Origin of the sequence: Brevibacillus sp. HB1.3, assembly GCF_013186635.1 — a bacterium.
GTDB lineage: Bacteria > Bacillota > Bacilli > Brevibacillales > Brevibacillaceae > Brevibacillus > Brevibacillus brevis_D.
In genome coordinates this window covers 668870-695384 of sequence record NZ_JABMIT010000001.1, presented here as the reverse complement: position 1 = coordinate 695384, position 26515 = coordinate 668870, and the positions used below count along the sequence as shown (strand labels likewise).

Annotated in this window: 28 protein-coding genes; 9 read left to right on the top strand and 19 right to left on the bottom strand. The window is 46.8% G+C overall.

Features of this window, described 5'->3' with window-relative positions:
- The first annotated feature begins 118 nt into the window (after positions 1–118).
- Together HPY31_RS03465 and HPY31_RS03460 are read left to right on the top strand one after the other, a co-directional pair.
- Entirely contained in the window at positions 119–553 is a 435-nt protein-coding gene (locus HPY31_RS03465) for an SRPBCC family protein (protein WP_016740567.1), read from the top strand.
- Positions 554–925 (top strand): ArsR/SmtB family transcription factor, encoded by a 372-nt coding sequence (locus tag HPY31_RS03460; protein ID WP_172138413.1) that lies wholly within the window; start codon positions 554–556, stop codon positions 923–925.
- 113 nt (positions 926–1038) lie between these two features.
- On the opposite strand, the gene HPY31_RS03455 is transcribed toward HPY31_RS03460, so the two are convergent.
- On the bottom strand, positions 1039–1614 hold the full coding sequence (locus HPY31_RS03455) for a hypothetical protein (protein WP_172138411.1): 576 nt from the start codon (positions 1612–1614) through the stop codon (positions 1039–1041).
- Between the two features lie 226 nt (positions 1615–1840).
- On the opposite strand from HPY31_RS03455, the gene HPY31_RS03450 reads away from it, so the two are divergent.
- Positions 1841–2806 (top strand): DHH family phosphoesterase, encoded by a 966-nt coding sequence (locus tag HPY31_RS03450; protein WP_172138409.1) that lies wholly within the window; start codon positions 1841–1843, stop codon positions 2804–2806.
- 39 nt (positions 2807–2845) lie between these two features.
- Here HPY31_RS03450 and HPY31_RS03445 read toward each other — a convergent pair whose 3' ends face one another.
- Complete coding sequence (locus HPY31_RS03445) at positions 2846–4324, bottom strand: Lsa family ABC-F type ribosomal protection protein (RefSeq protein WP_172138407.1); 1479 nt, start codon at positions 4322–4324, stop codon at positions 2846–2848.
- Between the two features lie 467 nt (positions 4325–4791).
- Between HPY31_RS03445 and HPY31_RS03440 the strand changes: the two genes are divergently transcribed.
- Positions 4792–5421 carry a hypothetical protein gene (locus HPY31_RS03440; RefSeq protein WP_172138405.1) on the top strand — a complete coding sequence of 210 codons (630 nt, stop codon included), beginning with the start codon at positions 4792–4794 and terminating at the stop codon, positions 5419–5421.
- Positions 5422–5583: 162 nt separating this feature from the next.
- Here the strand turns inward: HPY31_RS03440 and HPY31_RS03435 are convergent, their stop codons facing one another.
- A complete protein-coding gene (locus HPY31_RS03435; protein ID WP_172138403.1) occupies positions 5584–6078 on the bottom strand; it encodes a YdhK family protein in 495 nt (164 codons plus the stop codon).
- Between the two features lie 87 nt (positions 6079–6165).
- Entirely contained in the window at positions 6166–6645 is a 480-nt protein-coding gene (locus HPY31_RS03430) for a MarR family winged helix-turn-helix transcriptional regulator (protein WP_172138401.1), read from the bottom strand.
- A gap of 210 nt (positions 6646–6855) precedes the next feature.
- Here HPY31_RS03430 and HPY31_RS03425 point away from each other — a divergent pair, with 210 nt between their 5' ends.
- Entirely contained in the window at positions 6856–8241 is a 1386-nt protein-coding gene (locus tag HPY31_RS03425; protein ID WP_253901658.1) for an MFS transporter, read from the top strand.
- A gap of 63 nt (positions 8242–8304) precedes the next feature.
- On the opposite strand, the gene HPY31_RS03420 is transcribed toward HPY31_RS03425, so the two are convergent.
- Both HPY31_RS03420 and HPY31_RS03415 read right to left on the bottom strand, forming a co-directional pair.
- A complete protein-coding gene (locus HPY31_RS03420; RefSeq protein WP_371811664.1) occupies positions 8305–9288 on the bottom strand; it encodes a serine hydrolase domain-containing protein in 984 nt (327 codons plus the stop codon).
- A 30-nt stretch (positions 9289–9318) separates the two neighbouring features.
- Positions 9319–9663 carry a winged helix-turn-helix transcriptional regulator gene (locus tag HPY31_RS03415; RefSeq protein ID WP_007721669.1) on the bottom strand — a complete coding sequence of 115 codons (345 nt, stop codon included), beginning with the start codon at positions 9661–9663 and terminating at the stop codon, positions 9319–9321.
- A 199-nt stretch (positions 9664–9862) separates the two neighbouring features.
- Here HPY31_RS03415 and HPY31_RS03410 point away from each other — a divergent pair, with 199 nt between their 5' ends.
- Positions 9863–10453: an NAD(P)H oxidoreductase gene (locus HPY31_RS03410; RefSeq protein WP_172138928.1), complete on the top strand. Its 591-nt coding sequence runs from the start codon at positions 9863–9865 to the stop codon at positions 10451–10453.
- A 143-nt stretch (positions 10454–10596) separates the two neighbouring features.
- Here the strand turns inward: HPY31_RS03410 and HPY31_RS03405 are convergent, their stop codons facing one another.
- The 5 genes from HPY31_RS03405 to pdhA all read right to left on the bottom strand — a co-directional run bounded on the left by HPY31_RS03405 (position 10597) and on the right by pdhA (position 15894).
- Positions 10597–10947, bottom strand: coding sequence for a VOC family protein (locus HPY31_RS03405; RefSeq protein WP_172138399.1), 351 nt, complete (start codon positions 10945–10947; stop codon positions 10597–10599).
- Between the two features lie 131 nt (positions 10948–11078).
- On the bottom strand, positions 11079–12524 hold the full coding sequence (gene lpdA, locus HPY31_RS03400; RefSeq protein ID WP_172138397.1) for a dihydrolipoyl dehydrogenase: 1446 nt from the start codon (positions 12522–12524) through the stop codon (positions 11079–11081).
- Entirely contained in the window at positions 12525–13829 is a 1305-nt protein-coding gene (locus tag HPY31_RS03395; protein ID WP_172138395.1) for a dihydrolipoamide acetyltransferase family protein, read from the bottom strand.
- Positions 13830–13846: 17 nt separating this feature from the next.
- Positions 13847–14830, bottom strand: coding sequence for an alpha-ketoacid dehydrogenase subunit beta (locus tag HPY31_RS03390; RefSeq protein ID WP_015891054.1), 984 nt, complete (start codon positions 14828–14830; stop codon positions 13847–13849).
- On the bottom strand, positions 14827–15894 hold the full coding sequence (pdhA, locus tag HPY31_RS03385; RefSeq protein ID WP_172138393.1) for a pyruvate dehydrogenase (acetyl-transferring) E1 component subunit alpha: 1068 nt from the start codon (positions 15892–15894) through the stop codon (positions 14827–14829). Before pdhA ends, HPY31_RS03390 begins: the two co-directional genes overlap by 4 nt.
- Positions 15895–16119: 225 nt before the next feature.
- Between pdhA and HPY31_RS03380 the strand changes: the two genes are divergently transcribed.
- Positions 16120–17529, top strand: coding sequence for a sigma-54 interaction domain-containing protein (locus HPY31_RS03380; protein WP_172138391.1), 1410 nt, complete (start codon positions 16120–16122; stop codon positions 17527–17529).
- Positions 17530–17609: 80 nt separating this feature from the next.
- Here HPY31_RS03380 and HPY31_RS03375 read toward each other — a convergent pair whose 3' ends face one another.
- The 7 genes from HPY31_RS03375 to HPY31_RS03345 all read right to left on the bottom strand — a co-directional run bounded on the left by HPY31_RS03375 (position 17610) and on the right by HPY31_RS03345 (position 24830).
- A complete protein-coding gene (locus HPY31_RS03375) occupies positions 17610–18101 on the bottom strand; it encodes an SRPBCC family protein (protein ID WP_172138389.1) in 492 nt (163 codons plus the stop codon).
- A 19-nt stretch (positions 18102–18120) separates the two neighbouring features.
- Positions 18121–18948 carry a carbohydrate ABC transporter permease gene (locus tag HPY31_RS03370; RefSeq protein WP_172138387.1) on the bottom strand — a complete coding sequence of 276 codons (828 nt, stop codon included), beginning with the start codon at positions 18946–18948 and terminating at the stop codon, positions 18121–18123.
- Positions 18949–18960: 12 nt separating this feature from the next.
- Positions 18961–20271, bottom strand: a complete 1311-nt coding sequence (locus HPY31_RS03365; protein WP_172138385.1) for a carbohydrate ABC transporter permease — start codon at positions 20269–20271, stop codon at positions 18961–18963.
- Between the two features lie 110 nt (positions 20272–20381).
- Positions 20382–21719, bottom strand: a complete 1338-nt coding sequence (locus HPY31_RS03360; RefSeq protein ID WP_172138383.1) for an ABC transporter substrate-binding protein — start codon at positions 21717–21719, stop codon at positions 20382–20384.
- A gap of 21 nt (positions 21720–21740) precedes the next feature.
- Positions 21741–22799 (bottom strand): Gfo/Idh/MocA family protein, encoded by a 1059-nt coding sequence (locus HPY31_RS03355; protein WP_172138381.1) that lies wholly within the window; start codon positions 22797–22799, stop codon positions 21741–21743.
- An 11-nt stretch (positions 22800–22810) separates the two neighbouring features.
- On the bottom strand, positions 22811–23779 hold the full coding sequence (locus HPY31_RS03350) for a sugar phosphate isomerase/epimerase family protein (protein ID WP_172138379.1): 969 nt from the start codon (positions 23777–23779) through the stop codon (positions 22811–22813).
- A 64-nt stretch (positions 23780–23843) separates the two neighbouring features.
- Positions 23844–24830 carry a substrate-binding domain-containing protein gene (locus tag HPY31_RS03345; RefSeq protein ID WP_172138926.1) on the bottom strand — a complete coding sequence of 329 codons (987 nt, stop codon included), beginning with the start codon at positions 24828–24830 and terminating at the stop codon, positions 23844–23846.
- Between the two features lie 201 nt (positions 24831–25031).
- On the opposite strand from HPY31_RS03345, the gene HPY31_RS28750 reads away from it, so the two are divergent.
- On the top strand, positions 25032–25571 hold the full coding sequence (locus tag HPY31_RS28750; protein WP_253901657.1) for an NAD-dependent epimerase/dehydratase family protein: 540 nt from the start codon (positions 25032–25034) through the stop codon (positions 25569–25571).
- Positions 25492–25917 carry a Rossmann-fold NAD(P)-binding domain-containing protein gene (locus HPY31_RS28745; RefSeq protein WP_253901656.1) on the top strand — a complete coding sequence of 142 codons (426 nt, stop codon included), beginning with the start codon at positions 25492–25494 and terminating at the stop codon, positions 25915–25917. Before HPY31_RS28750 ends, HPY31_RS28745 begins: the two co-directional genes overlap by 80 nt.
- A 12-nt stretch (positions 25918–25929) precedes the next feature.
- Here the strand turns inward: HPY31_RS28745 and HPY31_RS03335 are convergent, their stop codons facing one another.
- Complete coding sequence (locus HPY31_RS03335; protein WP_087347387.1) at positions 25930–26418, bottom strand: MarR family winged helix-turn-helix transcriptional regulator; 489 nt, start codon at positions 26416–26418, stop codon at positions 25930–25932.
- Positions 26419–26515: the final 97 nt, after the last annotated feature.

Below are 26515 nucleotides of genomic sequence, written 5' to 3'. Positions count from 1 at the left end.
TATCTTTCATGAGTTAGGGGGAAAATACCATTTACATAAAACCAAAAGGTGTTATATCATCATAAAAGCAAAACCAAAAGGTGTTATATTTTTCACTACGAAACGGAGAGATTTTATCGTGGAACAGAACAGTCAACAAGCCGTAGAAGATATTAAGCAAACCATCGTTTTCGACGCCCCTATTCAAAAGGTATGGGAGAAGGTATCCACTGCGGAAGCCATCTCAGCTTGGTTTATGCCAAATGACTTTCAGCCTGTAGTTGGTCATGAGTTTCATATCCAATCCCCTTTTGGCCCTTCTCCATGCAAAGTGCTGGAAGTAGAAGCACCACATCGCCTTTCTTTTGCTTGGGATACAGACGGTTGGGTTGTCTCTTTTCTTTTAAAAGACTTGGGAGATAAAACGGAGTTTACCCTCATTCATGGTGGATGGAAAGCAGCAGATGAGATCATCGAAAAAGCAAACGCGAAGAGCGCAATGATTCGTGAGAAGATGAATCAAGGATGGGTTGGGATTGTTCACGAGCGCCTGAAAAAGGTTGTGGAAGGCTAAATGTCTGCCACAGCAGAAAAGGTTGATGTATTTCAAGCGATCGCTGACCCTACTCGTCGAGAGGTGCTTCGCTTGTTAGCTGAAAAAGAATTGCCGATCTCAGCCATTACTTCTCATTTCCCCATAAGTCGAACGGCTGTGGTCAAGCATCTTCATATACTTGCTGACGCAGATTTGGTTACGGGACATAAGGTTGGTCGTGAGAAAATCTATCGTTTGCACCCCGGCCCCCTGACCGAAGTAAAGCAGTGGCTTTCCTTTTACGAGCAGTTTTGGAACAATAAGCTGTCTATGTTGAAGCACTTAGTAGAGACTAATGGAGATACGAAGTTAAGTGTCGTGCAGTCGGAACCGGATCAAAAAAGGAAATAGCTTGTCATGTCTTCCCTCTTGATGGATTGACCAAAGATCAAGAGGGATTTCTTTGATCAGGTAGTATGGATAGCAAAAAGACTGCCGGTTGCTCGACAGTCTGGGGAGTTCGCTTACTTATTCAACAGCTCGGTCAGTTCAGTGGATTCACTCAAGTGCAACGGTGCCGTTCCATAAGCTTTGCCATCTTCTGAATCAAACATATGGTTTTTGTTGTCTCCGCTCAATACGAAGAACAGTGTCTTCGCCTTTACTTCTGTTTTGTTATCTGAATGAACAGTCGCTGGCAAAGTATTTGTGGTTACTTCAGCGTAGTTGAATTCAACTGCCAAAGCCTCTTTCTTGTCCTTCTCCACCGCTTGGGTGCTCTCGTCAAAACGCATTTGGTCCGCAGGTGTTTCAAAACGTTTGTTCATGAGCGCAAGAATTTCCTTGAACTTGTCATCTTCCGGCTTCAGGGATGTTTTTTCCCCTTGCTTGTACACTACGATTTCTTGTGGAGAAGCGATCACCTGTTGCACTTCTTTTTTCGCTTCTTCAGGTTTTTGCGTAGTTGCTTCACCCGCTGGCTGTTGGGTGCCAGTTGTCGATTGATTTTGATTTGTTGGTTGCTCTGTAGGCTGCGTGTTGCCGCAGGCAGTAAGGACTGCTAGCAGGAGTGCAGCTGGGATCAATGCTGACTTTTTCATGTTGAGGACCACCTTTTACATATTCTCTCCACTGTTATACGCGAAAACGCCCGTGTTGTTGAACGAGATGTGGAGTGCTTTTGACCAAAGCATTATATTACAATAAAATTAACCTTGCAAATAATCACCAATTGTTGTCTTCGTGCAAGCAAGCCATCATGAATGGGAAAGATGAGAGAAGGCAGTACCATTTGGACGACGGACTCATTTTATAAGGAGATACTTCATGACTCATCAAAAAATCATTCATTTTAGTGATAAGGACCTGGACGGCGTATCTTGTGCAATCCTGAGTCAAATTGCTTTTTCCAATCAAGAAGTCGATTACCGCGGTGTGACTCCTTACACGGTCAATCAAGAAGTTCAAAAGTTTCTCGAAGAAGAGCTTACCCCCGATGTGTATGTCGTGATTACCGATGTAAGTGTCAATAACGAGGTCGGATCGCTCATTCAGAAAAAGGTCGATCAGGGACATGTATTTGTCTTGATCGATCATCACCCAACTGCCCTACCGTTGGCTTCCACGTACGAATGGGCAAAGGTTATTACCGAAGAATCAGGGAAAAAGACTTCGGCAACGAGCCTTTATTATGATTATCTGGTAAGCCAGGGATATCTGACTCCTACAGGCGTTCTCTCTGACTATGTGGAGCTGGTTCGTGCCTTCGATACGTGGGACTGGGATGCAACCGGTACGGTACAAGCCAATCAACTGAACATTTTATTCTATATGGTCGAACGAGACAGGTTTATTCAGAATGTGCTGGGACGCTTGCGTGGTGAAGGTACTCATCAGGATCAGTTCGTATTTGACGAAGTAGAATCGATCCTCATCTATACAGAAGAAAAGCGTATCGATGAATTTGAGCATAAAAAGCTGAAGCAAATGAAGCTAATTCCGGTAGAAATTGATTTAGACGAGCCAAAAACGTATCAAGTGGGCGTGGTTTTCCTCGAACAATATCACTCCACGACAGGCAATTTCTTATGTAAAAATGCGGAAATGATTGATTTCGTCGCGATGCTCGATCCCGGGAAAGGCAGAATCAGCTTTCGAACGATTCGAGAAGACGTAGATCTGTCTGTGATCGCCCAGCATTACGGTGGTGGCGGTCATCCAAAGGCTTCCGGATGTTCCTTTACAGGCGTTACGTTAAAGGCTTTCGTGTACCCTGCTTTACGAACGAATTAAAAAGGTGAGGAAACCTAAACGGTTTTCCCCACCTTCCAACTACAATTCAACGATCTTTGTAGCGATGTTATTGCAAAACTCCCTGTCATGCTCCACAAAAAGAATCGTTGGCGAGTGTTCAAGGAGCAGCTCTTCAATTTGCATGCGAGAAATGACGTCAATAAAGTTTAATGGCTCATCCCAGATATGAAGATGTGCTTTCTCGCAAAGACTTTTCGCAATGAGTACTTTCTTCTTCTGCCCGCCACTAAAAGCAGAGATATCCTTCTCAAATTGCACGCGGGAAAAGTCCAGCTTGCGCAAAATCGATTTAAACAGACTCTCCTCAATCTCATTGTCTCGGGCAAAGTCAGTGAGATTGCCTTTTAAATGGGAAGTGTCTTGAGAAACATACGAGATTTTCAGTTGACTTCCCTTTCTGAACGTCCCCGTATATTGAATGTTCTCCCCGCAAATGAGCTTGAGAATGCTGGATTTTCCTGAACCATTCTTTCCTGACAGCGCAATACGCTCTCCTTGCTCAATCGTAAAGCTGACATCTGCACAAACTAGCTTCTCTCCGTAAGAAATCGAGACCTTCTCCAGTTCGGCCAGTTGATTTTTATGATAAGCAAGCTGTGCAATCTTTAAGCTTTCCTGGTTTTCAATGTTTTTCAGTAGCTTCGATTTTTCATCAATAGCGGATTGCTGTCTTTGCTCCATTGATTTGGAGCGTTTCATCATTTTCGCAGCCTTGTGGCCAACATACCCTTTGTCTAATTTGGAACCGGAATTCAATGTTCCATTTTTCGTCTTTTCCACAGCGTCCGACCAGTTACTTGTGCGTTTGGCTGCGTCCGACAAGCGTTTAATGTCTTTTTTGAGCTTCTCATTCTCAGCGAGCTCATAGTTATCCTGTCTCTGTTTATTTTCCCACCAATCGGAGAAACTCCCTTTTTGCACCTCGATGTTCGTCTTGTTGATGGACAGGATATGGTCGACACAGTTGTCTAGAAATGCGCGGTCGTGGGACACCAGAATATAGCCGCTTTTGGAATGGAGATAATCACTGACAAGTTCCCTTGCATGCATGTCGAGATGATTGGTTGGCTCATCAATTAACAAAAAACTGTTTTCCTTTAGAAATAAGGCGGCTAGCATCACTTTCGTTTGCTCCCCGTTAGACAAAGATTCAAATGGACGATATAGAACATCGTCTGAAACCTTTAAGAGGGAGAACTCGCGCATTAATTCCCATAACTGGTAGTCCGGGACAATGTCTTGAACGATATCAAGGGTAAGATATTCTTTGTTCTCGACTTGGAAAGGAAAGTATTCAAAGCTGACTTGAGCACTAATCTTTCCACTGTATTCATACTTACCAAGCAACAGGTTGAGAAAAGTTGTCTTCCCCCTCCCGTTTCTTCCCGTAAAGCCCAATTTCCAATCCGTATCGATTTGGAAGCTCACATTTTCAAAAATGTTATCAAAACTGCCTTCATAGGCAAACGTCAAGTTATTTACACTGATTAATGACATACAATCATCCCCCTGTACGCAAAAAAATAGAAAAGCTACAAGAAAGTTACTCTCTTGTAGCTCAAATAAATACAGCAAATCCAACTCAAAAAAATGAAGTTAGATAAGGATATATTGTTCGAGTGAAGAGATATAAGTAACTTTCTTGCACATAAAGAATAAAACACGCGAAAAATATCGCTGTTTGTTTTATTTTTTAAGCAAGAAAATTATCCATTATACTCTTCAGCTCCAGTCATTAAGTTAACAGCATCATATCATAATCATTTGCACCTTTCAACAAGGAATATTTCCGTTTTTTTACTGTAGCTTCTATTGAAAACACGTGTTCCTGGGAACAATCCTCTCGCTCGACAATTTTTCGACAAGAAGTTTTTTCCATAAAGAGCAGGAAGTTTCAAATTAACCCAGAATTCTCATTATTGAAATTATTTTTACTTATTGCAATTATATGGAGGAGTTAAACTATGAAAAAAGTAGTAGGAGGCTTGGGTATTCTCGTCTTGGCATCATCATTCCTGTTCGTCCCGACTCAAGCAGCAGATGCGGTAGGAAAGGGAAAAGACGCTAACGCACGTCCACAAAAATACATCTTTGACGGAAACTGGAAGTACGGTGATACGTTAGTAGTGGCATACGATACGTTCTTTCCGAATGGGTGGATTTCGATTGAAAAAGAGCCACATCGTGGAACACAGCTTGGATATGAAGTAGCGAAATATATTGTTGGCGCTAATTATGGGCAAGTGGAAAGAAGCTTGAGCTTTAACATCCCTTCTGGTTGGGTAGAAATCGGTCGAGGTTATAACAGCAAGAGACAGGCTTATATCGATATCAGAAATGAGAATAAAAAACGGTACCAACCTCAAGAGCTGGAGAATAAATGGGTGGGTACCGGGGTGCCTGTACCATATGGCTGGGTCGTGGTAAATGTAAGTCTCTATGAAAAACAAATCGTAAATATCACCAGTATCCCTACTGAATCCAGCATTGAAGCGGTCAAGCACCCTTCGCCAGCCTTTGCTTATGAAATCCCAAGAGGCTGGGAAATCACTGTAGACGGAGAGCATTCTCGAATTCTCACAAGAAAGTATTAATCATAACAGATACAATCTGTTACGATCTCTCAATCAAATGCTCGCTGAGTGGAAGTCTCGTCGCATGTAACATCAAACAGCTCGTATCAATGGAAAAGCAGAAAGGCAGCTTTGGCGCTGAAAAAGCCACGGCTGCCTTTTTTCATAAGAGGATGACATCGATCATTTGACTGGTGATATCTCATCTTCCGTTACCCATTTGTAGTTCTTAACTTCTCCTCCCCCTGTCGTGGGAGTGTAATCGATCATATAGACAGTCGTTGTATTTGCCGTTTCAAGCTTGCCTGATGCATCGAGCATCCCTTTCACATGATCCGCCTTCAAGACGACTTCCGTTCCCGGATTATACGGTTGCTTGATATGGTTCTTGATTTCTTCTTGAATAATCCATTTATACGCCTTCACAGGAGGCTCACCCGTTGTAGGCGTATAGGTCACTGAATAGGCGGTTGTGTCGTAAGCCCCCACAATTTTCGCTTTCGCCCCTTGCATCCCCGGTTGGTGACTTGCTTTCAATATGACTTCACTCCCTACTGTATATGTAGGTTTCGGTACAATCTCTACTTGTTCCAGTACATCCGGTGCAGCAGCACCGCCACATGCACTTAACCCCATCGTGGTAATCAGCATGAGCAATAACAGTTTCCATTTTTTCATTCTAAACACCCCGAATTCTTTGTTGTCTGTCAAAGGTATTATGGGTACACAGGAGCTTCCTTATCCACTTATATCCTGCTTGATGCTTTATTTGAATGCATCCTTGGACGGGATCGACAAATCCTTGTTTTCAATCAACTGTAAAAGCAAAGCGTAGAATTGCTTCCGCTGCTCACTTGGCAAATCCTCGAGTATACTCTCAGCAATATCAGTTTGCAGCGCCAAAACTTGATCAATGCTGGATTGGGCTAATTCCGTTAGCTCGATCAAGGTGGCACGGCGATCAGTCGGATCAGGGATCCGCACCAGTAGCTTGTCACGCTCCAAGGCATCAATAAAATCGGTGACAGTGCGCGGCTTTACACCCAATTTTGCGGCGAGCTCGTTCATGCGAATTTTTCCTGCTTCTGAAACGATAGAAAGCAAACGTAGCCTTGGCCCAGAGATATGGTAGGGAATATCAAGCGCAGCCAATTTGGTCTCGAATTCTCGCTGAATAGAATAGGTGGCACGAATCAGGATGTGAATGATATCAATCGCTGGTGGACTCATTTGATTGGGAAACATGATAGACCTCCTTGACAATTGTGCGAAAACCGAATACCCTCTTTTACAGAGGTTACTCACTATTTTATAGTTGTTTAGTGAGGAAGCTCACTATGAGGGAACACACTAATTTCGTCAGTATTCTCATTATTGTAGCGAATCTTACGCTATATGCAAATTCGAGTGGTCTGATTGCCTTTTGAGAACTACCCTGGAAAAGGAGGAATACACATGAATCAGCCCGATTTTGCCATGGAGAATAGTACCAAGCTCCTTCGAGTCCTTGTCGTCACCTTGATTTTTTCTGTCATGAATGGAACCATGTTTAATGTAGCTTTACCGGAAATTGCACAGGAATTTCATCTGATGCCTTCGCAGGTTAGTTGGATTATGACAGGATACATGGTCGTCTATGCCATCGGCTCGGTTGTTTTTGGCAAGCTCGCTGATCAATATAGGCTCAAGGACTTACTGACATACGGTCTCCTTATTTTCGCAGTCGGTTCCATTGCAGGGATGCTCGCCAGCGAATATTGGATGATCATTCTTGGACGTATCATGCAAGCCTCTGGTGCATCGGTTCTGCCAGCGACCGCCATGATTATTCCGATTCGTTATTTCGCTCCTGAACAACGAGGACGAGCACTTGGTACGTCTGCTGTCGGACTCGCTTTGGGAAATGCGTTTGGTCCTGTGGTGGCGGGCCTAATGGCTAGCTTTGGAAGCTGGCGCATGCTGTTTCTTATTTCCTTGCTTCCGCTCTTTACTCTCCCATTCTTCCGCAAATATTTGGACGATGAAAAGGGAGCGCCTGGATCGATAGACTTTCTCGGAGGAGGACTACTGGCCTCAACGGTTACCTTGTTTCTCCTGTCGATTACTGAGAGCAGCGGACTGTTACTCGCAGGGGGAGTTGTGCTGCTGACCATGTTCACCGTGCGGATTCGGACTGCGAAACATCCCTTTATTCAACCTTCGTTATTCCGCAACAGAAGCTTTTCAGTGGGCTTGTTCATCGCGTTTCTATCAACAGCGCTGAGCTTTAGTGTCATGTTCATGACCCCGCAATTTTTGAGCGCACTCAATCAGTTGTCTGCCGGAACCATTGGCTTTGTACTTTTCCCTGCCGCAATTGCCTCTGCACTCTTGGGACGCAAAGGCGGTCTGCTCGCAGATGAACGCGGGAACTTCTTTGTTGTCTCCCTAGCTGCTTTCTTGATGCTCGTATGCTTCAGCCTGCTCTCTACCTTTGTCGGCATCTCGCCAATCGCCATTGCTGTCATTCTCATATTGAGCAATGTAGGCCAAACCTTTATGCAAATTGCCTTGTCCAATACACTTTCGAGAACACTCGTGAAGGAACAGACAGGCGTCGGCATGGGACTATTCTCGATGCTGAACTTCATCTCAGGTGCCGTTGCTATGAGCTTGATTGGAAAAGCGCTAGACAATCAAACGGCAACGATGAAGCTCAATCCGCTGGCAAATCCGGCAGCATCTGTGTACAGCAACATCTTCCTCCTGCTTGCCATTCTCATCATGGGAGTTTGGATGCTGTATCGCCTGCAATTCCGGGCCAGTAAAACTCTTGTCCATACAGACGAACCATCCATGTAAAATGTTTCATGTAAAAAGAAACCAGTTCTAAGGACCTCCTCGTGTCCTGAACTGGTTTTCGTTCTATTCCACTGCAAGTATGTACTGTCTGAATAAAGCAAGCGGCCGCAAAGACTGGTCGTACAGCTCACTGCTACACACAACAATCATCTTTTGCGAAGGAACAATCAGTATGTACTGCCCTCCAAAGCCAAGGGCAAAATAGTAGAAGTTGTCCTCTGTCCAGTCATCGCTTGGATCGATTCTGTCATTCCACCAATGCAAGCCGTAAGACCCAATCCTTTCGTATGTCCGAAATTTTGGCTGAATCGATTCTTGAACCCATGCTGCTGGAACGATTTGCTTGTCTTGCCATTGACCGCCTTGCAGATAGAGTAATCCTAGCTTTGCCATATCACGCGAAGTAAGACGTAATCCATCTCCCCCGTTATGAATCCCCTGTCCGTCCGAATACCAATACGAATCTCCGATGTTCAAAGGCTGAAAGAGATACTTTTTGGCAAAATCATATGTGCTCATTCCTGTTGCCTTTTGCAGGATGGCAGACAATAAATGCGAACAACCAGAATTGTAATTCATCTTCTCTCCCGGTTGGTCAAGCAACGGTCGATCCAGCACAAATCGCACCCAATCCGGACTGTAAAGCATCCGAGGAAATGATTGCCACTCGCCGAACTCTGGCCAATCAAAGCCGGGTGTCATCGTGAGCAAATGAAACAAGGTAATGGATCGTTTAACGGGATCGACAGACTTTTGCTCTAAATAGGGAAAGTAAGAAGTGATAGGTGTATCTAAACCAGCAATCAGTCCTTGATCCAATGCAATCCCGATGAGCGCTGAGATAAAGCTTTTGGTGCAAGAATTGATCTTTTGAAGTTTTTGCGCTTGCTTCTTGTTTTTATGATATTCGTAAGTCAGATAACCGTCTTGAATGATGAGGCAGCTGACGACCTTCTCTTTTCTGATCTTTCTGTCAAATCTATTCAAAAGCTCTGTATCTAACCGCGTTATTGCAGGGTCTGCAAGTGGAAACAAGGGTGAATGCACGTGAATGTTCCTCCTCCGACCGATTGGTATTTAAGACTCTTTCCCTGGTATTTCCCCCCGAAGGTATCGTTCGCCCCATTCACACATGAGATCCATGATTGGTTTGAGCGTTTCACCCAATTCACTCAATTCATACTCGACCTTTGGCGGTACTTGGCTGTACACAGTCCTGATGACAATTCCGTCCTCTTCTAGCTCGCGAAGCTGCTGTGTCAGGATTTTTTGGCTAATGTCCGGCATTTGTTTTTTCAATTCGCTCGTTCTTTTTGGGCCGTAGTATAACTGACATAAAATCAAGGTTTTCCATTTGCCCCCTAAAACATCTAGCGTTGCTTCAGAAGGAATTTGGTATGTATGCTTGAGCTTTGGTCTCATCGATTGGCTATCCTCCCTCATTACTTACGATTTTTCAGGAACCTTTTTGTTCCTATGTTACTTTTTGGTATCGAAAGCACAAAAAAGTGCGTACTTTTCACATTCCATTATATGGTGCATGATTCGGATATACCAGCACCTTAGAAGATGGACGCCCATCTGACATACAAATGACTACAAAGATAGAGGGTGTATGAAGATGAAAGTACTGACAGTTGTTACTCATCCACGAACCAATTCCTTGACCTTTTCCGTTGCAGAACGTTTCGTTCAGGGACTAAAAGATGCAGGACATGAGGTTGAAGTATTGGATTTGCATCGCAGTGGTTTTCACCCTGTTTTATGGGAGGAAGATGAACCAGATTGGAACAATGGAGATAAGAAATATTCCGAAGAGGTCGAGATTGAAATGGAGCGCATGAGAAAACACGACGCGTTAGCCTTTATTTTTCCAATCTGGTGGTTCAGCATGCCCGCCATGTTGAAAGGATATATCGATCGCGTCTGGAACAACGGGTTTGCCTATGGCTCAAGCAAGCTGCCTCATAAACATGCGTTATGGATCGGTCTCGCAGCTGCTCCTGAAGATCATTTTCAAAAAAGAAGCTATGACCAAATGATGGCGCACCACCTTAATGTCGGAATCTCCAGTTACGTCGGAATCGAAGATTCGAGAGTTGAGTTCCTTTATGACACCTTGGCGCAAAATCCAGCGCATATCGAGCAGCTGTTGGACCGTGCTTATCACCTGGGATTCCATTATGGGATGAAAGAGAGCCTGAAAGTATAAAATATTCTTTTTCTATCGAAGCCAACGGTGGGCGTTGCAACTTTATCGCCCACCCTTCTGATTTACAGGATGTTTAAACCAGAAAAAAGAAAGCCTTCTTTTTCTCATGAGAAAATGAGGGCTTTCGAATATGTGTATACGCGTTACGCAAGTACCTCAACGGTAAATCCTCCAGGAGCTTTCACATAAAACGTCCAACCATGCGATCTTACTGGCGATGCAACTTTGTAACCATCTTCTTTTAATCGTTGATTGATTTCATTTACCTTCTCTTCGCTCTCTTGGATGAAGCCGATATGAAATGTCTTAGGATATTGGACTTCGGCACCCTTCATCAAGGTAAACACCAGGCCGTTATCGTCAAATAAGATCCCAAAATTATCGCCACGAGCATCCTCCGATGTATCTAACTTTTTCAGGCCAAAATATTTCTCCAAGAAATCCGCAGCAGCTGGAACATCCGTAACGGTAAGATTGACGTGATTCAATTTCATAATGACCACACATCCTTTGCACGAGATTAATTCAAGCGTAGCACATTCATGCAAATGCCAATCTTGATAGGCTCCGAGGCAGATCATTGTCATGAAGATCCGTCACATATCTTTAAGGTTTTACGATCATTCTATTTATTCACAGCTACTTTTGATTTGTTTACGATATGAATAGCATGGCCTAACACCGCTTCGGCAGCCTCCAGCCATACCTCACTTAAAGTGGGATGCGGATGCATGGTTAACGCCACATCTTCTACACGCGCAGCAAGCTCAAGTGCCAGTACGCCCTCCCCAATCAGGTTCGATGCATCAGCACCTACAATGTGCATTCCCAACAATAAATGACTTTCTTGATCCACGATCACTTCAGCAAAACCTTCTCCTTCATCTATGGCGAGTGCTCTGCCATTCGCCCGATAAGGGAACGCCGCTACCTTGACCTTGTACCCTTGAAGCTCTGCCTCATCTCGTGTCATCCCAACACCAGCTATTTGCGGCTCAGTAAAAATCACATAAGGTACAAAAGGGGAATCTACGCTGCTAGGTAGCCCTGCGATCACCTCGGCCGCCACAATCCCTTGCTTCGCCGCACGATGGGCTAACGCAGGTCCAGGCGTTACATCGCCGATGGCATAAATATGCGCCTTGTTCGTACTACCCGTCGATGTCACAGGAATATAGCCGCGCTCGTCCATTTCTACCCCCGCCTGCGCAAGACCGAGTTCCCCTGTGTTCGGCACTCGCCCTATAGTGACGAGGGTTTTATGTGCAGTGATACTTTCGGAACCGTTCTTTTCCGAAGTGCATACGAGTGTGACTCTTCCGTTCGCTACCTCAGACTTCTCTACTTTTGTCGCGATCTTGACCGTCATCCCGAGCTGTTTTGCCTGCTTGAGCACTTCTTGAGAGAGATGGGCGGCTGTTTGCGGCAAAATGCGCTCCGCTGCTTCAATGATGGTCACCTGCGATCCAAGCTTGGCGAACGCCATCCCGAGCTCCATTCCAATATAGCCGCCGCCGATTATGGCCAGTGTTTCCGGTACGTCATCCAATGCCAGCATATCAGTAGAATCTAGAATATATTCTCCATCTGTTTTCAAAAACGATGGAATGAACGGACGTGATCCTGTCGCAATAATCGCTTGTTTACATTTGTACGTTTCAAAATCGCCACCCGTCTCTACGCCAATCCGATCACTCGAGAGAAATGTGGCCATCCCCTTCACGATTGTAACCCCATTGGCCTGACAGAGATAATCGACCCCTTTGTTCAATTGAGCAACGACAGAAGTCTTCCACGTCTGCCAGCTCGGCATATGGAACGTCGTTTTCCCTGTCGGAAGTTGGATTCCAAGCTTATTCAGTCTATTTAGCTTGTGGTATTCGCCTGCTGTATGAATCAAGGCTTTTGACGGGATGCATCCGCGATTTAAGCAGACTCCACCCAGAACCTCCTTTTCAATCAGAACAACCGATTTCCCCAGCTGTCCGAGACGAATAGCGGCTGCATAACCTCCTGGCCCACCACCGATGACAACCACATCTGTTTCGACTGCTACTTCGCCGACTACCATCTATACCATCTCCGCAAACAATAGATTCGGATCTTCCAGCAGCTCCTTGATCCGGTTGGTAAAACGTACTGCCGTTACGCCATCGATCAGGCGATGATCAAACGAAAGTGACAGGTTCATCATCCAGCGAATAACGCCTTCATCCTCACGCACGACCCAGCGCTTCTCCATTTTGTGCAAACTGATAATCGCTACTTCCGGGTGATTAATGATTGGCGTTGCTTGCAGTCCCCCGATTGGCCCTACATTGCTGATCGTAAAAGTGCCACCTGTAATGTGCTCCATGGTCAATTTTCCTTCTCGAGCCAAGCGTGCCAGTTGATCGATTTCTTCAGCGAGTTGAAAAATCGATTTATGGTCTGCATCCTTGATGACTGGTACAATCAAGCCCTCAGGCGTATCCGTTGCCATGCCGATATGGTAAAAGCGCTTAAGCAGGATTTCATTCGTTCGTTCGTCAATCGATGCGTTTAGCGTCGGGAATTCCTTCAGTGCAATGACCAACGCTTTGATAAAGAACGGGAGGAAGGTCAGCTTGATATTCCGTTTTTCCGCATGTGGCCTTAACGTTTCGCGCAAAGCACGCAGCTGATCCATCTCCAGCTCATCAACAGATGTCACATGCGGGATGATTGTGACTGATTTCACCATATGCTCGGCAATCTTTTTCCGAATGCCTTTTAGCGGTAGCCGTTCGATATCTCCCTGCGACGAGGTGGCTACACGAGTAGCGGTTCCTGTTTTCGGCTGAACAACCGGTTCAGTCTCAATCGACACTGTACTTGCCTCCAACAGACGCTCATTGCCAGGAGCCGTCGTAGGAAACTTGGCTGGTGCTGATTTTTGCAATCGATTGGCGAATTGGCGTAAATCCTCTTCCGTCACACGTCCCGCTGCTCCTGTACCTGTGACCAACTCGATATCCAGCTTCATTTCCCGTGCCAACTGCCGAACATAAGGCGTGGCCAATGAGCGGCGGTGATCAGCACGAGCTGGAGTAAAATTGACTGTCTTATCCGGGTTTGCGACCTTTTCTGGATGCTTTGTCTCTGTCTTTACTTCCCCTTCCGTACCTGCATCGATCACGAGAAGGGTAGTGCCGACCTCTACTGTTTCTCCTTCTGCTATGAAAATGTCACGAACGATGCCAGTCACTGGCGCAGACAACTCGGCATTCACCTTGTCTGTCTGCACCTCCAGTAGTGGCTGATCCTGTTGAACGGATTCGCCTGTGCGAACCAGTACTTTTACGATTTCTCCTTCATGCATACCTTCTCCCACATCCGGAAGCTTGAACTCAACCATATGACTCGCTCCTTCTCTTAAAACGTAGCCGTTTCCATAATTCCGTCCTTCACGCGTTCAGCCGTTGGCAAATAGTCATCCTCGATGCTAAATTGCGGGACGGGCACGTCAAATCCGGTAATCCGTTTCACGGGAGCCTTCATGTAAATCAATGCTTCATCATTGATTATGGAAATGATCTCTGCACCTAACCCAGCAGTCTTATGGGCTTCATGTACGACAACTGCGCGTCCAGTCTTTTTGACCGAGGCTATGATGGTATCTCGATCCAACGGATATAGCGTGCGCAGATCAATGACTTCGCAGCTCAAGCCGTTTTCGCGCTCGATCTGTTTCGCCGCATCCTCAGCGACACGAAGCATCGCTCCCCAAGCAAAAATAGATACATCCGAGCCTTCCTGGACGACCTTCGCTTTTCCGATGGGCACGCGGTACATTTCTTCCGGAACCTCTTGTTTAAATGCGCGATAGAGTTTGGTCGGCTCCAAAAAAATGACCGGATCAGGATCTTCCATTGCTGCAATCAGCAAGCCTTTTGCATCATAAGGTGTGCTTGGTGCCACAACCTTTAAGCCCGGGACATGAGCAAAAAACGTTTCGACACTCTCCGAATGCAGCTCCGGACCGCGAATCCCTGCGCCGTACGGCGTGCGTATGACCATCGGGACATGGTACTGTCCGCGAGTACGATAGCGCATACGAGCAGCATGAGAAACAATTTGCTCAAAGCCTGGGTAAATAAAGGCAAGGAATTGAATCTCGACCACGGGAATTTTCCCGTTCATGGCAAGACCGATCGCCGCCCCGATGATTCCTGCTTCGGCTAGCGGTGTGTCCACTACACGATCCGGGCCGTATTTGTGCACCAAATCTTCCGTCGCCCGGAACACGCCACCATTCACGCCAATATCCTCGCCGAGCAGCATGATGCGTGAATCATCTGCCAATTTTTGATCCATGGCCTCCGTGATCGCTTGAATCATCGTCAGTTTGCGTTTCATGCTGGGATTCCCTCCTGCTTCGATGGCTTGACGAGCTCGCTCTCCTGTTCCGTTGCCATCCACGATGGTTCAGCGTAGACGTGCTTGAACATGTCTTCTGGCTTGGACTTCGGATAGCTCTCTGCTTCCACAAGAGCTGCATCGATTTGTTCATTCACGCGTGCCATCAGCTCATCTTCCTTCGTCTCATTCCACAGCCCTTGATTCTCCAGATACACACGCAGACGTTGGAGTGGGTCGCGCTCTTGACGCCATTCCTCGGACAAACTCTCTTGATCCCGGTATTTCTTCGGATCATCTGCTGTTGTGTGTGCGCCATAGCGGAATGTCACCGCTTCAATCAACGTCGGTCCCTTCCCTTCCATCGCACGTTGCATGGCTTCTTTCATGGTCAGCCAAACAGCGAAGATATCATTGCCGTCTATCCGAACCCCAGGGATATCATAAGCGGCCGAACGCTGCGCAATCGTTTTCGATGCAGACTGCTGTGAAAACGGGACGCTGATCGCAAAGCCGTTGTTTTGGCAGAAGAAAATGGTCGGCGTCTGAAATACGCCTGCAAAATTCAATGCCTCATGAAAATCGCCCTCTGAGCTTGCTCCGTCACCAAAGTAGGCAATGCTAACATGCTGTTCGTTTTGCAGCTTGCTCGCCCAAGCAGTCCCTACCGCATGAACCATTTGAGTCGCAATCGGTACACATGGCGGCATGATATTCAAATGTTTCGGACTGATACTCCCTTCCATGTGTCCCATCCAATAGAGGAACACCCTTGCCATGGATTGACCATGGACAATCGCTGCCGCATGGTCTCGGTAGGTTGGGAAAAGCCAATCTCCTGGTGTTAATGCCATCGCGCTGCCTACTTGCGAAGCTTCCTGCCCTTCAAAAGGAGCATACGTCCCCATTCTTCCTTGTCGTTGCAGGTTAATCGACTTGCGGTCAAACTGCCGAACCAACACCATATTTTCATACATCTTGATCATCGTCGCCTCGTCTAATTGCCCCTTGAGATCGCTTACCAGCTCACCCGCTGGACTCAATACCTGATATAATGAAGACATGGAAACATCCCTCGCTTTTTCGATGAAAAACACCACGGTGTCTTTCGATTATGTGATTCGACTTGCATTTGCTTTCGTCCCTATAGAAGAGCAAGTAGCATGCCAAACAATTGAAAGCGATTTCACAACAACACTATTCGAAAATGATCATTTTTGCATATGCACACTTGCGCATCGATGATTAATTCTGATTATTCCGTTTACAAGCTGCTGAGGAGGACTTCGATGTATCAAACCAAGTATTTTCAGGCCAGTGACAATCATGAACTTGCAAAATTGCTGACGACCATCTTCAGTACGTCCCACGACGGATTGGCGATCTGTGACCGTAACGGCTACGTTCTGCTTTACAATGAGGCGTACTTGAACATCACGGGAGTTCCCGCCGACATTTTAAATAATTTCAGCTTCATGGAGCAAAAAGAAATGCATCTTGTTCCTGACTCTTCTGCTGTACGTACGATTTTGACGAAACAAACCCATAGTGTTGTCATCGATTATGCGAACGGTCGGCAAGCGATCAATACAGCTACCCCGCTGCTCGATCCAAACAAGGAATTATTGTTTGTAGTGGGAAATGTGCGCGACGTCACTGAGCTGAATCAGCTTCAGAAGGAGCTTGCGGAAACACGTCAAATCAGTTCGGCGTATCAAAGGGCGTTGGAGAATATCCAAACCGATGGTGACTTTGACGAGCAGATTATTTATCGCAGTGGGCTCATGCATCGAATTGCTTCACTCTCCAAGCGCTTTGCGACGAACGACTCTCCCATCCTTTTGCTAGGCGAGTCTGGTGTCGGTAAAGATGTCATGGCGAACTACATTCACGCTCAAAGTGGACGAACTGGCGAATTTATCAAGATTAACTGTGGGGCCATTCCCGAGCATTTGCTCGAGTCAGAATTATTTGGCTACGAAAAAGGCGCCTTTACGGGGGCAAGTCAGTCGAAGGAAGGATTGTTCGAGCTGGCGGATCGGGGAACCATTTTTCTCGATGAGATTGGAGACCTCCCTTTTCCTTTACAGGTAAAACTCTTAAATGTATTGCAGGATGGGCGGATTCGCAGACTCGGGGGGAAAACATCACGTCAGGTTAACATGCGTATCATCGCTGCTACCAATAGTGATTTGGAAGCGATGGTCGAACAAAAGCGTTTTCGGCAGGATTTGTTCTACCGGCTAAACGTACTAACCCTCACCATACCACCCTTGCGTGAACGCCGCGAGGATATTCCGGCTCTTATTTTCTACTATTTGAAAAAGCTCGAATGGAAGTATCAGCAAGAGATGCGTATCGAAACAGATGCGTTGGAGGCGCTAATGGATTATGACTGGCCCGGGAATATACGCGAGCTGAAAAATGTGGTGGAACGTTCTTTCCACATGTGTGAAAATGGGCGAATTACCTTTGATCAGTTACCAGCGTCCATTCGCAATACGCAACAGACCGCCCTACCTCTCCAACTCGCCAAAATGGATGAGCTGTTGCCGCTAAAAGAAGCGGTCGAACGGTTTGAACGAGCGTATATCCAACGCCTCTTGAAGGAGACAGACACCATGCAGCAGTGTGCGGATAAGCTGCAAGTGAACATCTCCACGCTCGTGCGTAAAAAACGCAGCCTTGGCATTAAATAGTGCAAAAGGAAGAGCCCGATACACGTTGGTTTCGGGCTTTCTCGTTATTTCAGCGTTTGGTCTCGCTATACATCCGGGGGCTATCTCACAAGCCCTTCTCTTAATGTGTTGATCCCATGCTCCAGATACCCCTTCAAACAGCTTAAGACGTACACCCAGCCTTCTTTATTGTCGATCATTTTTTGCAGGAGCGCAGGATCATTTTCTTGAAAGCCTTCTTCGTTCACTTCAATGATCGTCGTGGCTGCATCCAACGCGTTTAACATAATCGTTACGGTATTTTCTTCTCCCGCCCACTGGAAAACGATTCGTTTATTCACTTCGATTTCGTGAACGGTAATCCCTACTTCTGCGTTGTAAATATCGTAGAATAACGTAATGCTCTTCCCTTCTTCCCACATTGCCGAGCTGGAAGAGAACCAGAAGTTGCCGATTTTCTCAGGGTCCACGAATGCTTCGAACACTTCTTGTGCAGGTCTGTTAATCTGAAATTTTGTGAGATTATTCATGCGTCCGTCAACTCTCTTTCTGAGTGCTGCTTCCACCGTATCACAATCACATTTGCGGGACAAATGATCGAATGACTCCCTTTCATTCTTTTACTGCCCCGGACGTCAATCCTGAGATAATCCGCCTCTGGAAAATCAGCACCATCACTACTAGCGGGATCGTCACAATGATGGAGGCAGCCGATATTTCTCCCCACGGGATTGTAAACATTCCTTGAAACATCACGATTCCCACAGGCACAGTCTTCATCGCTTCCTGCGTATTCAACGTCAAGGCGAACAAAAATTCATTCCACGCTGCTATAAAAACGAGGATGGCGGTCGTAAAAACCCCAGGCATGGCGAGTGGGAAAAACACTTTCGTCATCGTTTGCCAAATACTCGCACCGTCTACTTTGGCTGCCTCGCCCAAGTCACTCGGTATTTTGCGGAAAAAGATGGTCAGATTCCAGATTGCGAGCGGCAGCGCGAAGGTTGTATAAGGAATGATCAGGCCAGTGTAGCTATTCGTTAAGCCCATCGATTGCATGAACATAAAAATAGGAGAAATGGTAGCGATCTGTGGAAACATAGACACAGCCAGTATCACACCCAAAATAATCGTTTTTCCCCGAAAGGACAGCCAGGCAATTGCATAGGCAGCAAAGGAAGCAATTGTTATGGAGTAGAGCGTGGTTAACGTCGCCACGACAGTTGAATTCCACAAGTAACGGGCAAACGGTCTTTCCGTGAAGACGCGGACAAAATTGTCAAACGAAGGATTTTGGATGATAAAATGAAAGGCACTCTCTCCAAACAGCTCCGCTGGTGGCTTCAATGCTGCTAGGAGAATCCATAAAAACGGGAACATCACAAGAAAAACGAAGAGCAGTAGACCCATGTAAAACAAGGGACCCGTATGTTTACGCATCCAATCACCTCCTTATTTGCCACTGCCATCACTCAGCAGATCAGCTCCCAATATTTTCACATAGCCGATGGAGATCAACGCCACACATAAAAAGACAATGACGGCAAGCGCCGAGCCTTCCCCAAAGCTCATTTGAGCAAACATCGTTTTGTACGCGTAAATGGAAATGGTCTCGGTCGAATTCCCGGGGGCCCCACCTGTCAGCGTGTAAATCAGGTCAAAAACACGGAACGCATCAAGTGTACGGAACAATAGCGCTACCAGAATGGTTGATTTCAGCATGGGAAGCGTAATTCGAAAAAATTGCTGAGTGCGGGTGGCACCGTCGACAGAAGCTGCTTCATACAAGCTTTGCGGGATGGTTTGCAGGCCTGCGAATATGAGCAAGGCCATGAATGGAGTTGTCTTCCACACATCCGCCAAAATGACGGAAAACATGGCTCCAGCCTTGGTCGTTAGAAGCATCCCCATATCAGAGATCAAGCCTGCCTGCTCAAAAAGATAGGCGACGATACCATTTTGCCCGTCGTACAAAAACTTCCACATCATCGCGGAGATGACAGTCGGAATCGCCCACGGAATTAACACCGTTGCTCGTACAAGACTCCTTCCGCGAAAAGGTCGATTGATCAACAAGGCAATCAATATGCCGAGAACCAATTCAATGACAACGGAGATAATGGTAAAAAACGCCGTATTGTACAGAGCTCCCCACATCCGGGCGTCCGTTAAAAACTTCTTGTAGTAGGCAAAGCCAACAAAGTTGGGCTCGATGATCGAAGCTTCCATGCCTTGGATCACGCCAAGAGCACCTTCTGGCTTCGAAAGCTGCTTTTGTTCACTCATTTGCAAAAGCACTTCTCTGACTTTTGCCAAGCTGGTTTTGATAGATCCTGTTTGTTCGTTCGAGAGGCTTACATATTTAAGCTCGGTCGGGACTGGTTTAAAATCCAGCAATAGCTGGTCGATCATTTGATATCGGCTCGCGATCTCGCCTGTTTGGTTGAGGGAAGTGTTCAATTGCTCGATTTGCGCTTGAAGCGCGTTCAATTTTTCCTTTGATGACCCTTCTGCGGAGTCCGCCTCCCTCTTTACATACCGGAGCAGATTAGGTAACGTGCTGACATAGCGCTCCATATCTAATCCGTATGAAGAGTGAATCTCTGATTTCGTCGGGTCGTTCAACCGGATGTCGTGCAGACTGATCCAAAAGGATCGCATGACAGGCCAAATCGCGATAACAAGTATGATGAGCAGTGCAGGAAAAATCAGTAAATACCCCATCTGTTTTTCTGAGAGAGTCCTTTTCGTTGATCGATTCATCCGTTCACCACCTTCCTTCCCGCTAGAAGCTTGCTTGTGCTTGCCAGAGATCGTTGGGCAACTTCCAAGGAAGCCGATTAGACCCCCTTGGAAGCCCCACATGTCGTTGCCTATTTTTTCATTAAGTCGTTCATCTGTGTTTCCATGTTTTGCACCGCTTGCTCGGCTGTTTGCTGCCCTGCGAGCGCTTTGGACACCTCGATCTGGATCACTTCCGAAATTTTTGGATAGATCGGAGTCGTTGGACGAGAGACAGCAGCGCTTACGCCATCGACGAAATCTTTGTTGGCGAACAACGGACTGGCTTTTTGAACATCGGCTTCCTCGTAGGCTGGCAGGTAGGTTGGTGCGAGCCCACCTTCTACTGCGGAAATTTTTTGACCCTCTGGACCTGTCATGAATTTGAGGAATTCCCATGCTTCTTTCGGATGCTTCGAGAACTTGTTGATTCCCCCCATCCAACCGCCGAGTGCTGCTGCGGAGCCAGCATCGCCTGCTGGCAGTGGAGCGATCGCGACTTGATCGACGATTTTGGACTGGGCCTGATCCTGCGCCAACGCGAACTGATACGGCCAGTTGCGGATAAACGCTGCCTGCCCCTCAAGGAAGGCCGTATGGGATTCCGGCTCCATGAATGTGGTGATATTGGTTGGGACGAAATCAGATTTGACGACTTCGATCATTTTTTTCAATCCTTTGATCGTAGCCGGATTGTTGACTGCCAATTTTCCTTGTTCATCCAAAATTTTTCCACCGTACGATGCACTGAACTCGACAAAGTTGCAAACCAATCCTTCATATTGCTTGGCTTGCATTAAATAGCCGAACTTCGTACCGCCCTTGCCCTTCGTTGCTTTTGCTTGGGCAATCAGGTCATCCCACGTCTTTGGTGCTTCCGATACGAGATCTTTGCGGTAGAACAAAAGTCCCGCGTCGATAAACTTGGGCATGGTCCATTGCTGTCCGCCAAAGTTCCCGGCATCCATGGCCCCTTTGATATATTTTCCAGTCTCGATTCCATCTTGCTCCATTAGGCGGTCGAGCGGCAGAAGATAACCCGCTTGGGCGAATTCAGCTGGCCAGATGACATCGAGGTCAAACACGTCGATCTCGGACGATTGCGCACTGAACATGGTAACGTATTGATCATGACTCTGCCCTGAATCGGCAGGCATTTCACGGATTTCTACTTCAATATTTTGATGGGCTTTTTGGAAAGCTTCTACGAGCTTTTTGGTGGAATCCGTCGCGTCTTTTCCGCGTGCATAGACAAGCTTGATTTTTTCGGCTGTGGGCTGTGCTGGCTCTGTTTTGGGTGCGGATGGTGTTGAAGGCTGTGATGGGGTTGTATCTGTAGAAGCTTGCTGAGGTGTGGAAGAACATGCTGCCAATGAGAAGGCCATTAAAAAGGTAAGTCCAACGGATGTAAGTCTTTTTGCAACTTTCATCAAGTAACCCCCTATCTCATGTTAGAAACGGACTGCTTCTCCTTTTTGTGCGGATGTGTAGATGGCTTCGATCAATTTGTTGATGTACAAGGCTTGTTCCGGTGTGCAAAGAACGTCTGCCTTCCCTTCGATGGCGTCGATGAAATTACGGAATAAGAGTACGCGTTCTTTTTGAGGCTTTGGTGTTAATTCTGTCGAGGCAGTTACGCCGTTCCACTCGTGATAAAGCGTGAACTGATTCTCCAATAAACGAAGGGATGCCCCGCCCTCTTGTCCATATAGTTGAAGGAAAACGTTTTCCTCTTCGATGTGAGAAGCCCAGCTTGCGTCGAGCGTAAGTGACAATCCGTTCTCAAAGGTGATCATCGCCACTGCCATATCCTCCACGTCAAACTTCCCGTTATCATCGATTCTTCCCCACTCTGACAAGCCGCGTTTGTGAGGCCCGAATTGCGCGTACGTTTGCCCGAGGACAGATACAGGCTTTGGATGATCCAAGAGCCACAGGGTCAAATCGAGCATATGTACGCCGATATCAATCAACGGACCGCCGCCTGCCGATTCTTTTTGCGTAAACCAGCTTCCCCATCCTGGAATTCCATTTCGTCTGATCCATCCGGTTTTGGCGTGATAAATGTTCCCCAGCTTTCCTTCCTTCAGCCATGTTTTGACTTGCAGGGAATCGCTTCGGAATCGGTTGTTTTGTGCGACCATGAGGATTTTGTCTGCTATTTTCGCGGCTTCGATCATTTCTTCTGCTTCCTGGGCATTCATCGCCATCGGCTTTTCGCACAGCAAGTGTTTGCCTACTGCAAGTGCACGTTTGGTTGCTTCTGCATGCAAGTAATTCGGGACACAAACAATGATCGCGTCTGTATCAGACTCTTGTAGCATCGTCTCGTAATCGGTGAAAACTTGCGGAATGTCATGCCGTTTCGCACGATAGGAAGCCGTTTCTGCGGAAATATCGGCAATGGCAACCACCTCTGCTCGCGGTTCTTCCTTGATCGCCTCCAGGTGTGCTTCTGTAATCCCCCCTGCACCGATGATTCCGATTTTCCATTTGCGTTGATTCGTCATTTTCTCCCCTCCTACACCCACCATAGATTCTGGACTGGTTCTCGCAAGATGACTTGCTGCAGGTTTTGAACAGCGCGCTGAAAACCTTCCTCAATCGACATGATGGCATCCTCGTGCTCGATGCTCACCACGTAATCATATCCATTCATACGCAGTGCACTCATCATATCCGCCCACGTCTGCTGTGAATGCCCATAGCCTACGGTTCGGAAATACCACGCACGTTCATGTAGATTGGCGTAGGAATTCATATCCGTCAGCCCGTACATGTTCACTTTTTCCTGGTCCATATACGTGTCTTTGGCATGGAAATGATAAATGGCTTTTTCTTTGCCCAAGATTTTGATCGCAGCTACCGGATCAATCCCTTGCCACCACATGTGACTTGGATCGAAGTTTGCCCCAATCCCTTCGCCTACCTGTTCCCGTAGCTTTAGCAATGTCCCTGGTGTGTGGACGAGAAAGCCGCCATGCAGTTCTAACGCAACCTTGACATGATGCTCAGTCGCATAAGCAGTCCATTCGCGCCAGTACGGGATGAGCTTCTCGTTCCATTGCCAATGGAGCACGTCGCGATACTCATTGGGCCAAGGAGCAACGGGCCAGCTCGGGTACTTCGCTCCTTCGTGGTCGCCTGCCGTGCCAGAAAAGCAATTGACCACAGGCACCTCCAGCAGCTCGGCTAGCTGTACCGTTTTCACAAACGTATCGTGGGATTGCTGCGCAAAGCTTTTCTCTGGTGTCAACGCGTTGCCGTGACAACTCAGCGCGCTGATTATCAAGCCCCGATCCTCTACTGCCTTTTTGTACGCTCGTCTTTTTTCCGGACTTTCCAAGAGCTCATCCAGATTGCAGTGCGCATTGCCCGGATAGCAGCCTGTGCCGATTTCCACCGCCTCTAAACCTGCTGCCTGCACATGATCCAGCATTTCCTCGAACGACTTCTCGCTAAAAAGAACGGTAAATACGCCAAGCTTCATATCTCTTCACCCCTTTTGAATGCGTAAACTCGTTTGCTTCTTCTATATGGTCAGTCTTGTTGAATCACTCCAGTAAAGCGCTTACAGTTTGGCGAATCACGAGATGGTGTGGCACGGTGCTCATTCTCTCTACAGGTTCATTGCGGATTTGTCTGAGTAGCTGCTCTGCTGCGGCTTTTCCGTACATGAACGGGTCATTGTGCACGGTTGTGAGCATGGGACGGGAAAGGGAGGCGAGCTCCAAATTGTCGAAGCCCATGACGGAGATGTCTTCAGGTACACGAATGCCATAGTCGTACAAGTAATTGAGGACGCCAACCGCCATCAGGTCTGTAGCGACAAAAACAGCTGTCGGACGAATTTTTTCCTCACAAATACGGCGCATGGCTTCGTATCCGCTCTTGGCTGTGAATTCCCCTTCCACAACGAATCCTTCATGGATGGGCAAATCATGTGCCCGCATAGCTTTTCGGTAACCGCCCATGCGATCCAGACCGCACGGCGGGTCCCACAGCGGGCCAGATATACACGCGATTTTTGTATGGCCTTGCGAGATGAGATAGGCCGTAGCATCATAAGAGGCTTGCACATTGTTGACGTTGACAGTCGGAATCTGATAGCCGGGCAAATCGTGTCCGGTAACAACAAGAGGAACCTGAATCTCTTGCAATGTCTGGATATTGCCCTCTAGAAAGTGAATACTCGCGATAATGACACCATCGATTTGTTTTTCTTTGAAAAGTCGCAAGTACTTCAGCTCTTTGTCCACCACTTCATCGGATATCGCCAAAAACATGCTGTAGTCGTACTCGCTAATGACGCTGTCAATTCCGTAAATGAGATTGGAGTAAAAATTGTTGGAGATATCGGGAATCATTACCCCGATGATGCGGGTTTCCTTGCTGACCAAGCTCCTGGCAATCGCATTCGGCTGAAAGCCCGTCTCTTGCACGATTTTCAAAACTCTTTCCCGCAGCTCTGGACGGACTGGCTTGGAATTGTTTAGCACGCGCGATACAGTCGCGATGGAAACGTTGGCGAGTTGTGCGATGTCTTTAATGGTTACAGTAATGGTTCTTCACTCACTTTCTATGTAACGGGTAAACGTTTTCCTAATGTGAAAATAACACCCAATTATTGTTTTGTCAATATTCAGTTAATTATAAATGTTGTTGACATCACGGGATAGTTACTAAATAATTTATTATATAATTTACTTACTAAATTAATTATGTATAAAGGAGGTCTTGTCATGAATGTTTTCCTAACAGGAATAACAGGTTATGTCGGATCCGTAGTCGCCGAGCATTTTCAGTCCCAAGGGTATCAGGTTGCCGGACTCGTGCGATCGGAAGAAAAAGCGGAGCTGTTGCTCTCACAAGGGTTCACCCCTATTGTTGGCGATCTTGCGGATACCACCCTGTTAACAGAAAGGGTTAAAAAATTCGATGGGGTCATCCATACGGCGATCTCGCACACACCCGATATGGAACAACTGGATGTAGCGGCGGTTACGGCAATGCTCGAAGGTCTGGAAGGCACAGGGAAGCCATTTATTTATACGAGTGGAACGCTGATCTATAACGATACGTACGACAATGTCGTGGATGAGAACTCCCCTCTCAACCCTTTGCCATTTCTCCAATGGAAAGCGAACCAGGAGCAGGAAGTGTTAGGGGCTGCCAAGCGCACTATTCGAACGTCCTACACTTGTGTACGGTCGTGGCGGTGGACTCGTCCAAGCAACGATTCAAAGAACGAAGCTCTCTCAATCAGCCAGCTACATCGATGATGGGCAGACGGCATGGTCTACTATCGATGTTGATGATCTGGCAAGGCTTTACGAATGCGCTTTTTTACGCGCACAGCCAGGCTCATTATTCAATGCAACTTCCAAGGAAATGATCACGACGAAAGAGCTCATGATTTCGATTGCCAAAATAGCAGGAATAGAAAAAGTCGGATCCTGGAGCTATGAGGATGCGGCCAAAGCATTAGGACCAGCCGCTTGGGGGGCGAGCATCAATCAGAGGATATCTGGATTACGCGCGGAGCAACAGCTGCAATGGAGTCCCTCTCCGAACTCGCTCCGTAAAGAGCTGGAGCAAGGTTCTTATCAAAACAAAAAAAAACCATAGTCCATCATCGAACTATGGTTGTGATTCATCGCTATGCTGATAGGTATGCAGGAATCTGATTGATTTCGTTAATATCCGTATGAGTGCCTGTGCATCATCCGTACCAAGATGCTCATGCAGCTGCTGAAAACGAGTAAACAGCTCTTGCTCTCTCGCTGCCACAAAATCAAAGCCCTCTTTCGTTGGGGCTACGAGAATGGAGCGTCGATCCTTAGGTCCCACAGTGCGGGTAATAAGCCCAAGCTGTTCGAGTGATTGAATGACGTGCGTCACAGCTGCTGACGTTATTTTCAACTGCTTGCCTAGCTCGGAAACTCTGATGCCGTTCGAGCCTGGTGGACTTACGTAGGTCAAGTGAACAAGCAAATTCAATTCGCTCTGACGGAGGTCTTTCGAAGGACTGAAAACATGTCCGATCCGCTTTAACTGACCGAATACGAGAGCCAGCTCTTTCGTTGTCTGATCAATGGTAACATCCGAGTTTGTATGGTCTGTACTCATCCGTTTAGACTCCCATTCTTTGATGGTATCAATCGATTATTTACGAAATGAAATGAGATTGTCAAGAATGAGTGTCCAAAAAAGCACCGTATGCCAA

What these genes read in the sequence shown, in the direction of transcription:
- HPY31_RS03460 (WP_172138413.1), top strand. Translation starts at nt 554, where the DNA reads ATGTCTGCCACAGCAGAAAAGGTTGATGTATTTCAAGCGATCGCTGAC.
- HPY31_RS03455 (WP_172138411.1), bottom strand. Translation starts at nt 1,614, where the DNA reads ATGAAAAAGTCAGCATTGATCCCAGCTGCACTCCTGCTAGCAGTCCTT.
- HPY31_RS03450 (WP_172138409.1), top strand. Translation starts at nt 1,841, where the DNA reads ATGACTCATCAAAAAATCATTCATTTTAGTGATAAGGACCTGGACGGC.
- HPY31_RS03445 (WP_172138407.1), bottom strand. Translation starts at nt 4,324, where the DNA reads ATGTCATTAATCAGTGTAAATAACTTGACGTTTGCCTATGAAGGCAGT.
- HPY31_RS03440 (WP_172138405.1), top strand. Translation starts at nt 4,792, where the DNA reads ATGAAAAAAGTAGTAGGAGGCTTGGGTATTCTCGTCTTGGCATCATCA.
- HPY31_RS03435 (WP_172138403.1), bottom strand. Translation starts at nt 6,078, where the DNA reads ATGAAAAAATGGAAACTGTTATTGCTCATGCTGATTACCACGATGGGG.
- HPY31_RS03430 (WP_172138401.1), bottom strand. Translation starts at nt 6,645, where the DNA reads ATGTTTCCCAATCAAATGAGTCCACCAGCGATTGATATCATTCACATC.
- HPY31_RS03425 (WP_253901658.1), top strand. Translation starts at nt 6,856, where the DNA reads ATGAATCAGCCCGATTTTGCCATGGAGAATAGTACCAAGCTCCTTCGA.
- HPY31_RS03415 (WP_007721669.1), bottom strand. Translation starts at nt 9,663, where the DNA reads ATGAGACCAAAGCTCAAGCATACATACCAAATTCCTTCTGAAGCAACG.
- HPY31_RS03410 (WP_172138928.1), top strand. Translation starts at nt 9,863, where the DNA reads ATGAAAGTACTGACAGTTGTTACTCATCCACGAACCAATTCCTTGACC.
- HPY31_RS03405 (WP_172138399.1), bottom strand. Translation starts at nt 10,947, where the DNA reads ATGAAATTGAATCACGTCAATCTTACCGTTACGGATGTTCCAGCTGCT.
- lpdA (WP_172138397.1), bottom strand. Translation starts at nt 12,524, where the DNA reads ATGGTAGTCGGCGAAGTAGCAGTCGAAACAGATGTGGTTGTCATCGGT.
- HPY31_RS03395 (WP_172138395.1), bottom strand. Translation starts at nt 13,829, where the DNA reads ATGGTTGAGTTCAAGCTTCCGGATGTGGGAGAAGGTATGCATGAAGGA.
- HPY31_RS03390 (WP_015891054.1), bottom strand. Translation starts at nt 14,830, where the DNA reads ATGAAACGCAAACTGACGATGATTCAAGCGATCACGGAGGCCATGGAT.
- pdhA (WP_172138393.1), bottom strand. Translation starts at nt 15,894, where the DNA reads ATGTCTTCATTATATCAGGTATTGAGTCCAGCGGGTGAGCTGGTAAGC.
- HPY31_RS03380 (WP_172138391.1), top strand. Translation starts at nt 16,120, where the DNA reads ATGTATCAAACCAAGTATTTTCAGGCCAGTGACAATCATGAACTTGCA.
- HPY31_RS03370 (WP_172138387.1), bottom strand. Translation starts at nt 18,948, where the DNA reads ATGCGTAAACATACGGGTCCCTTGTTTTACATGGGTCTACTGCTCTTC.
- HPY31_RS03365 (WP_172138385.1), bottom strand. Translation starts at nt 20,271, where the DNA reads ATGAATCGATCAACGAAAAGGACTCTCTCAGAAAAACAGATGGGGTAT.
- HPY31_RS03360 (WP_172138383.1), bottom strand. Translation starts at nt 21,719, where the DNA reads ATGAAAGTTGCAAAAAGACTTACATCCGTTGGACTTACCTTTTTAATG.
- HPY31_RS03355 (WP_172138381.1), bottom strand. Translation starts at nt 22,799, where the DNA reads ATGACGAATCAACGCAAATGGAAAATCGGAATCATCGGTGCAGGGGGG.
- HPY31_RS03350 (WP_172138379.1), bottom strand. Translation starts at nt 23,779, where the DNA reads ATGAAGCTTGGCGTATTTACCGTTCTTTTTAGCGAGAAGTCGTTCGAG.
- HPY31_RS28750 (WP_253901657.1), top strand. Translation starts at nt 25,032, where the DNA reads ATGAATGTTTTCCTAACAGGAATAACAGGTTATGTCGGATCCGTAGTC.
- HPY31_RS03335 (WP_087347387.1), bottom strand. Translation starts at nt 26,418, where the DNA reads ATGAGTACAGACCATACAAACTCGGATGTTACCATTGATCAGACAACG.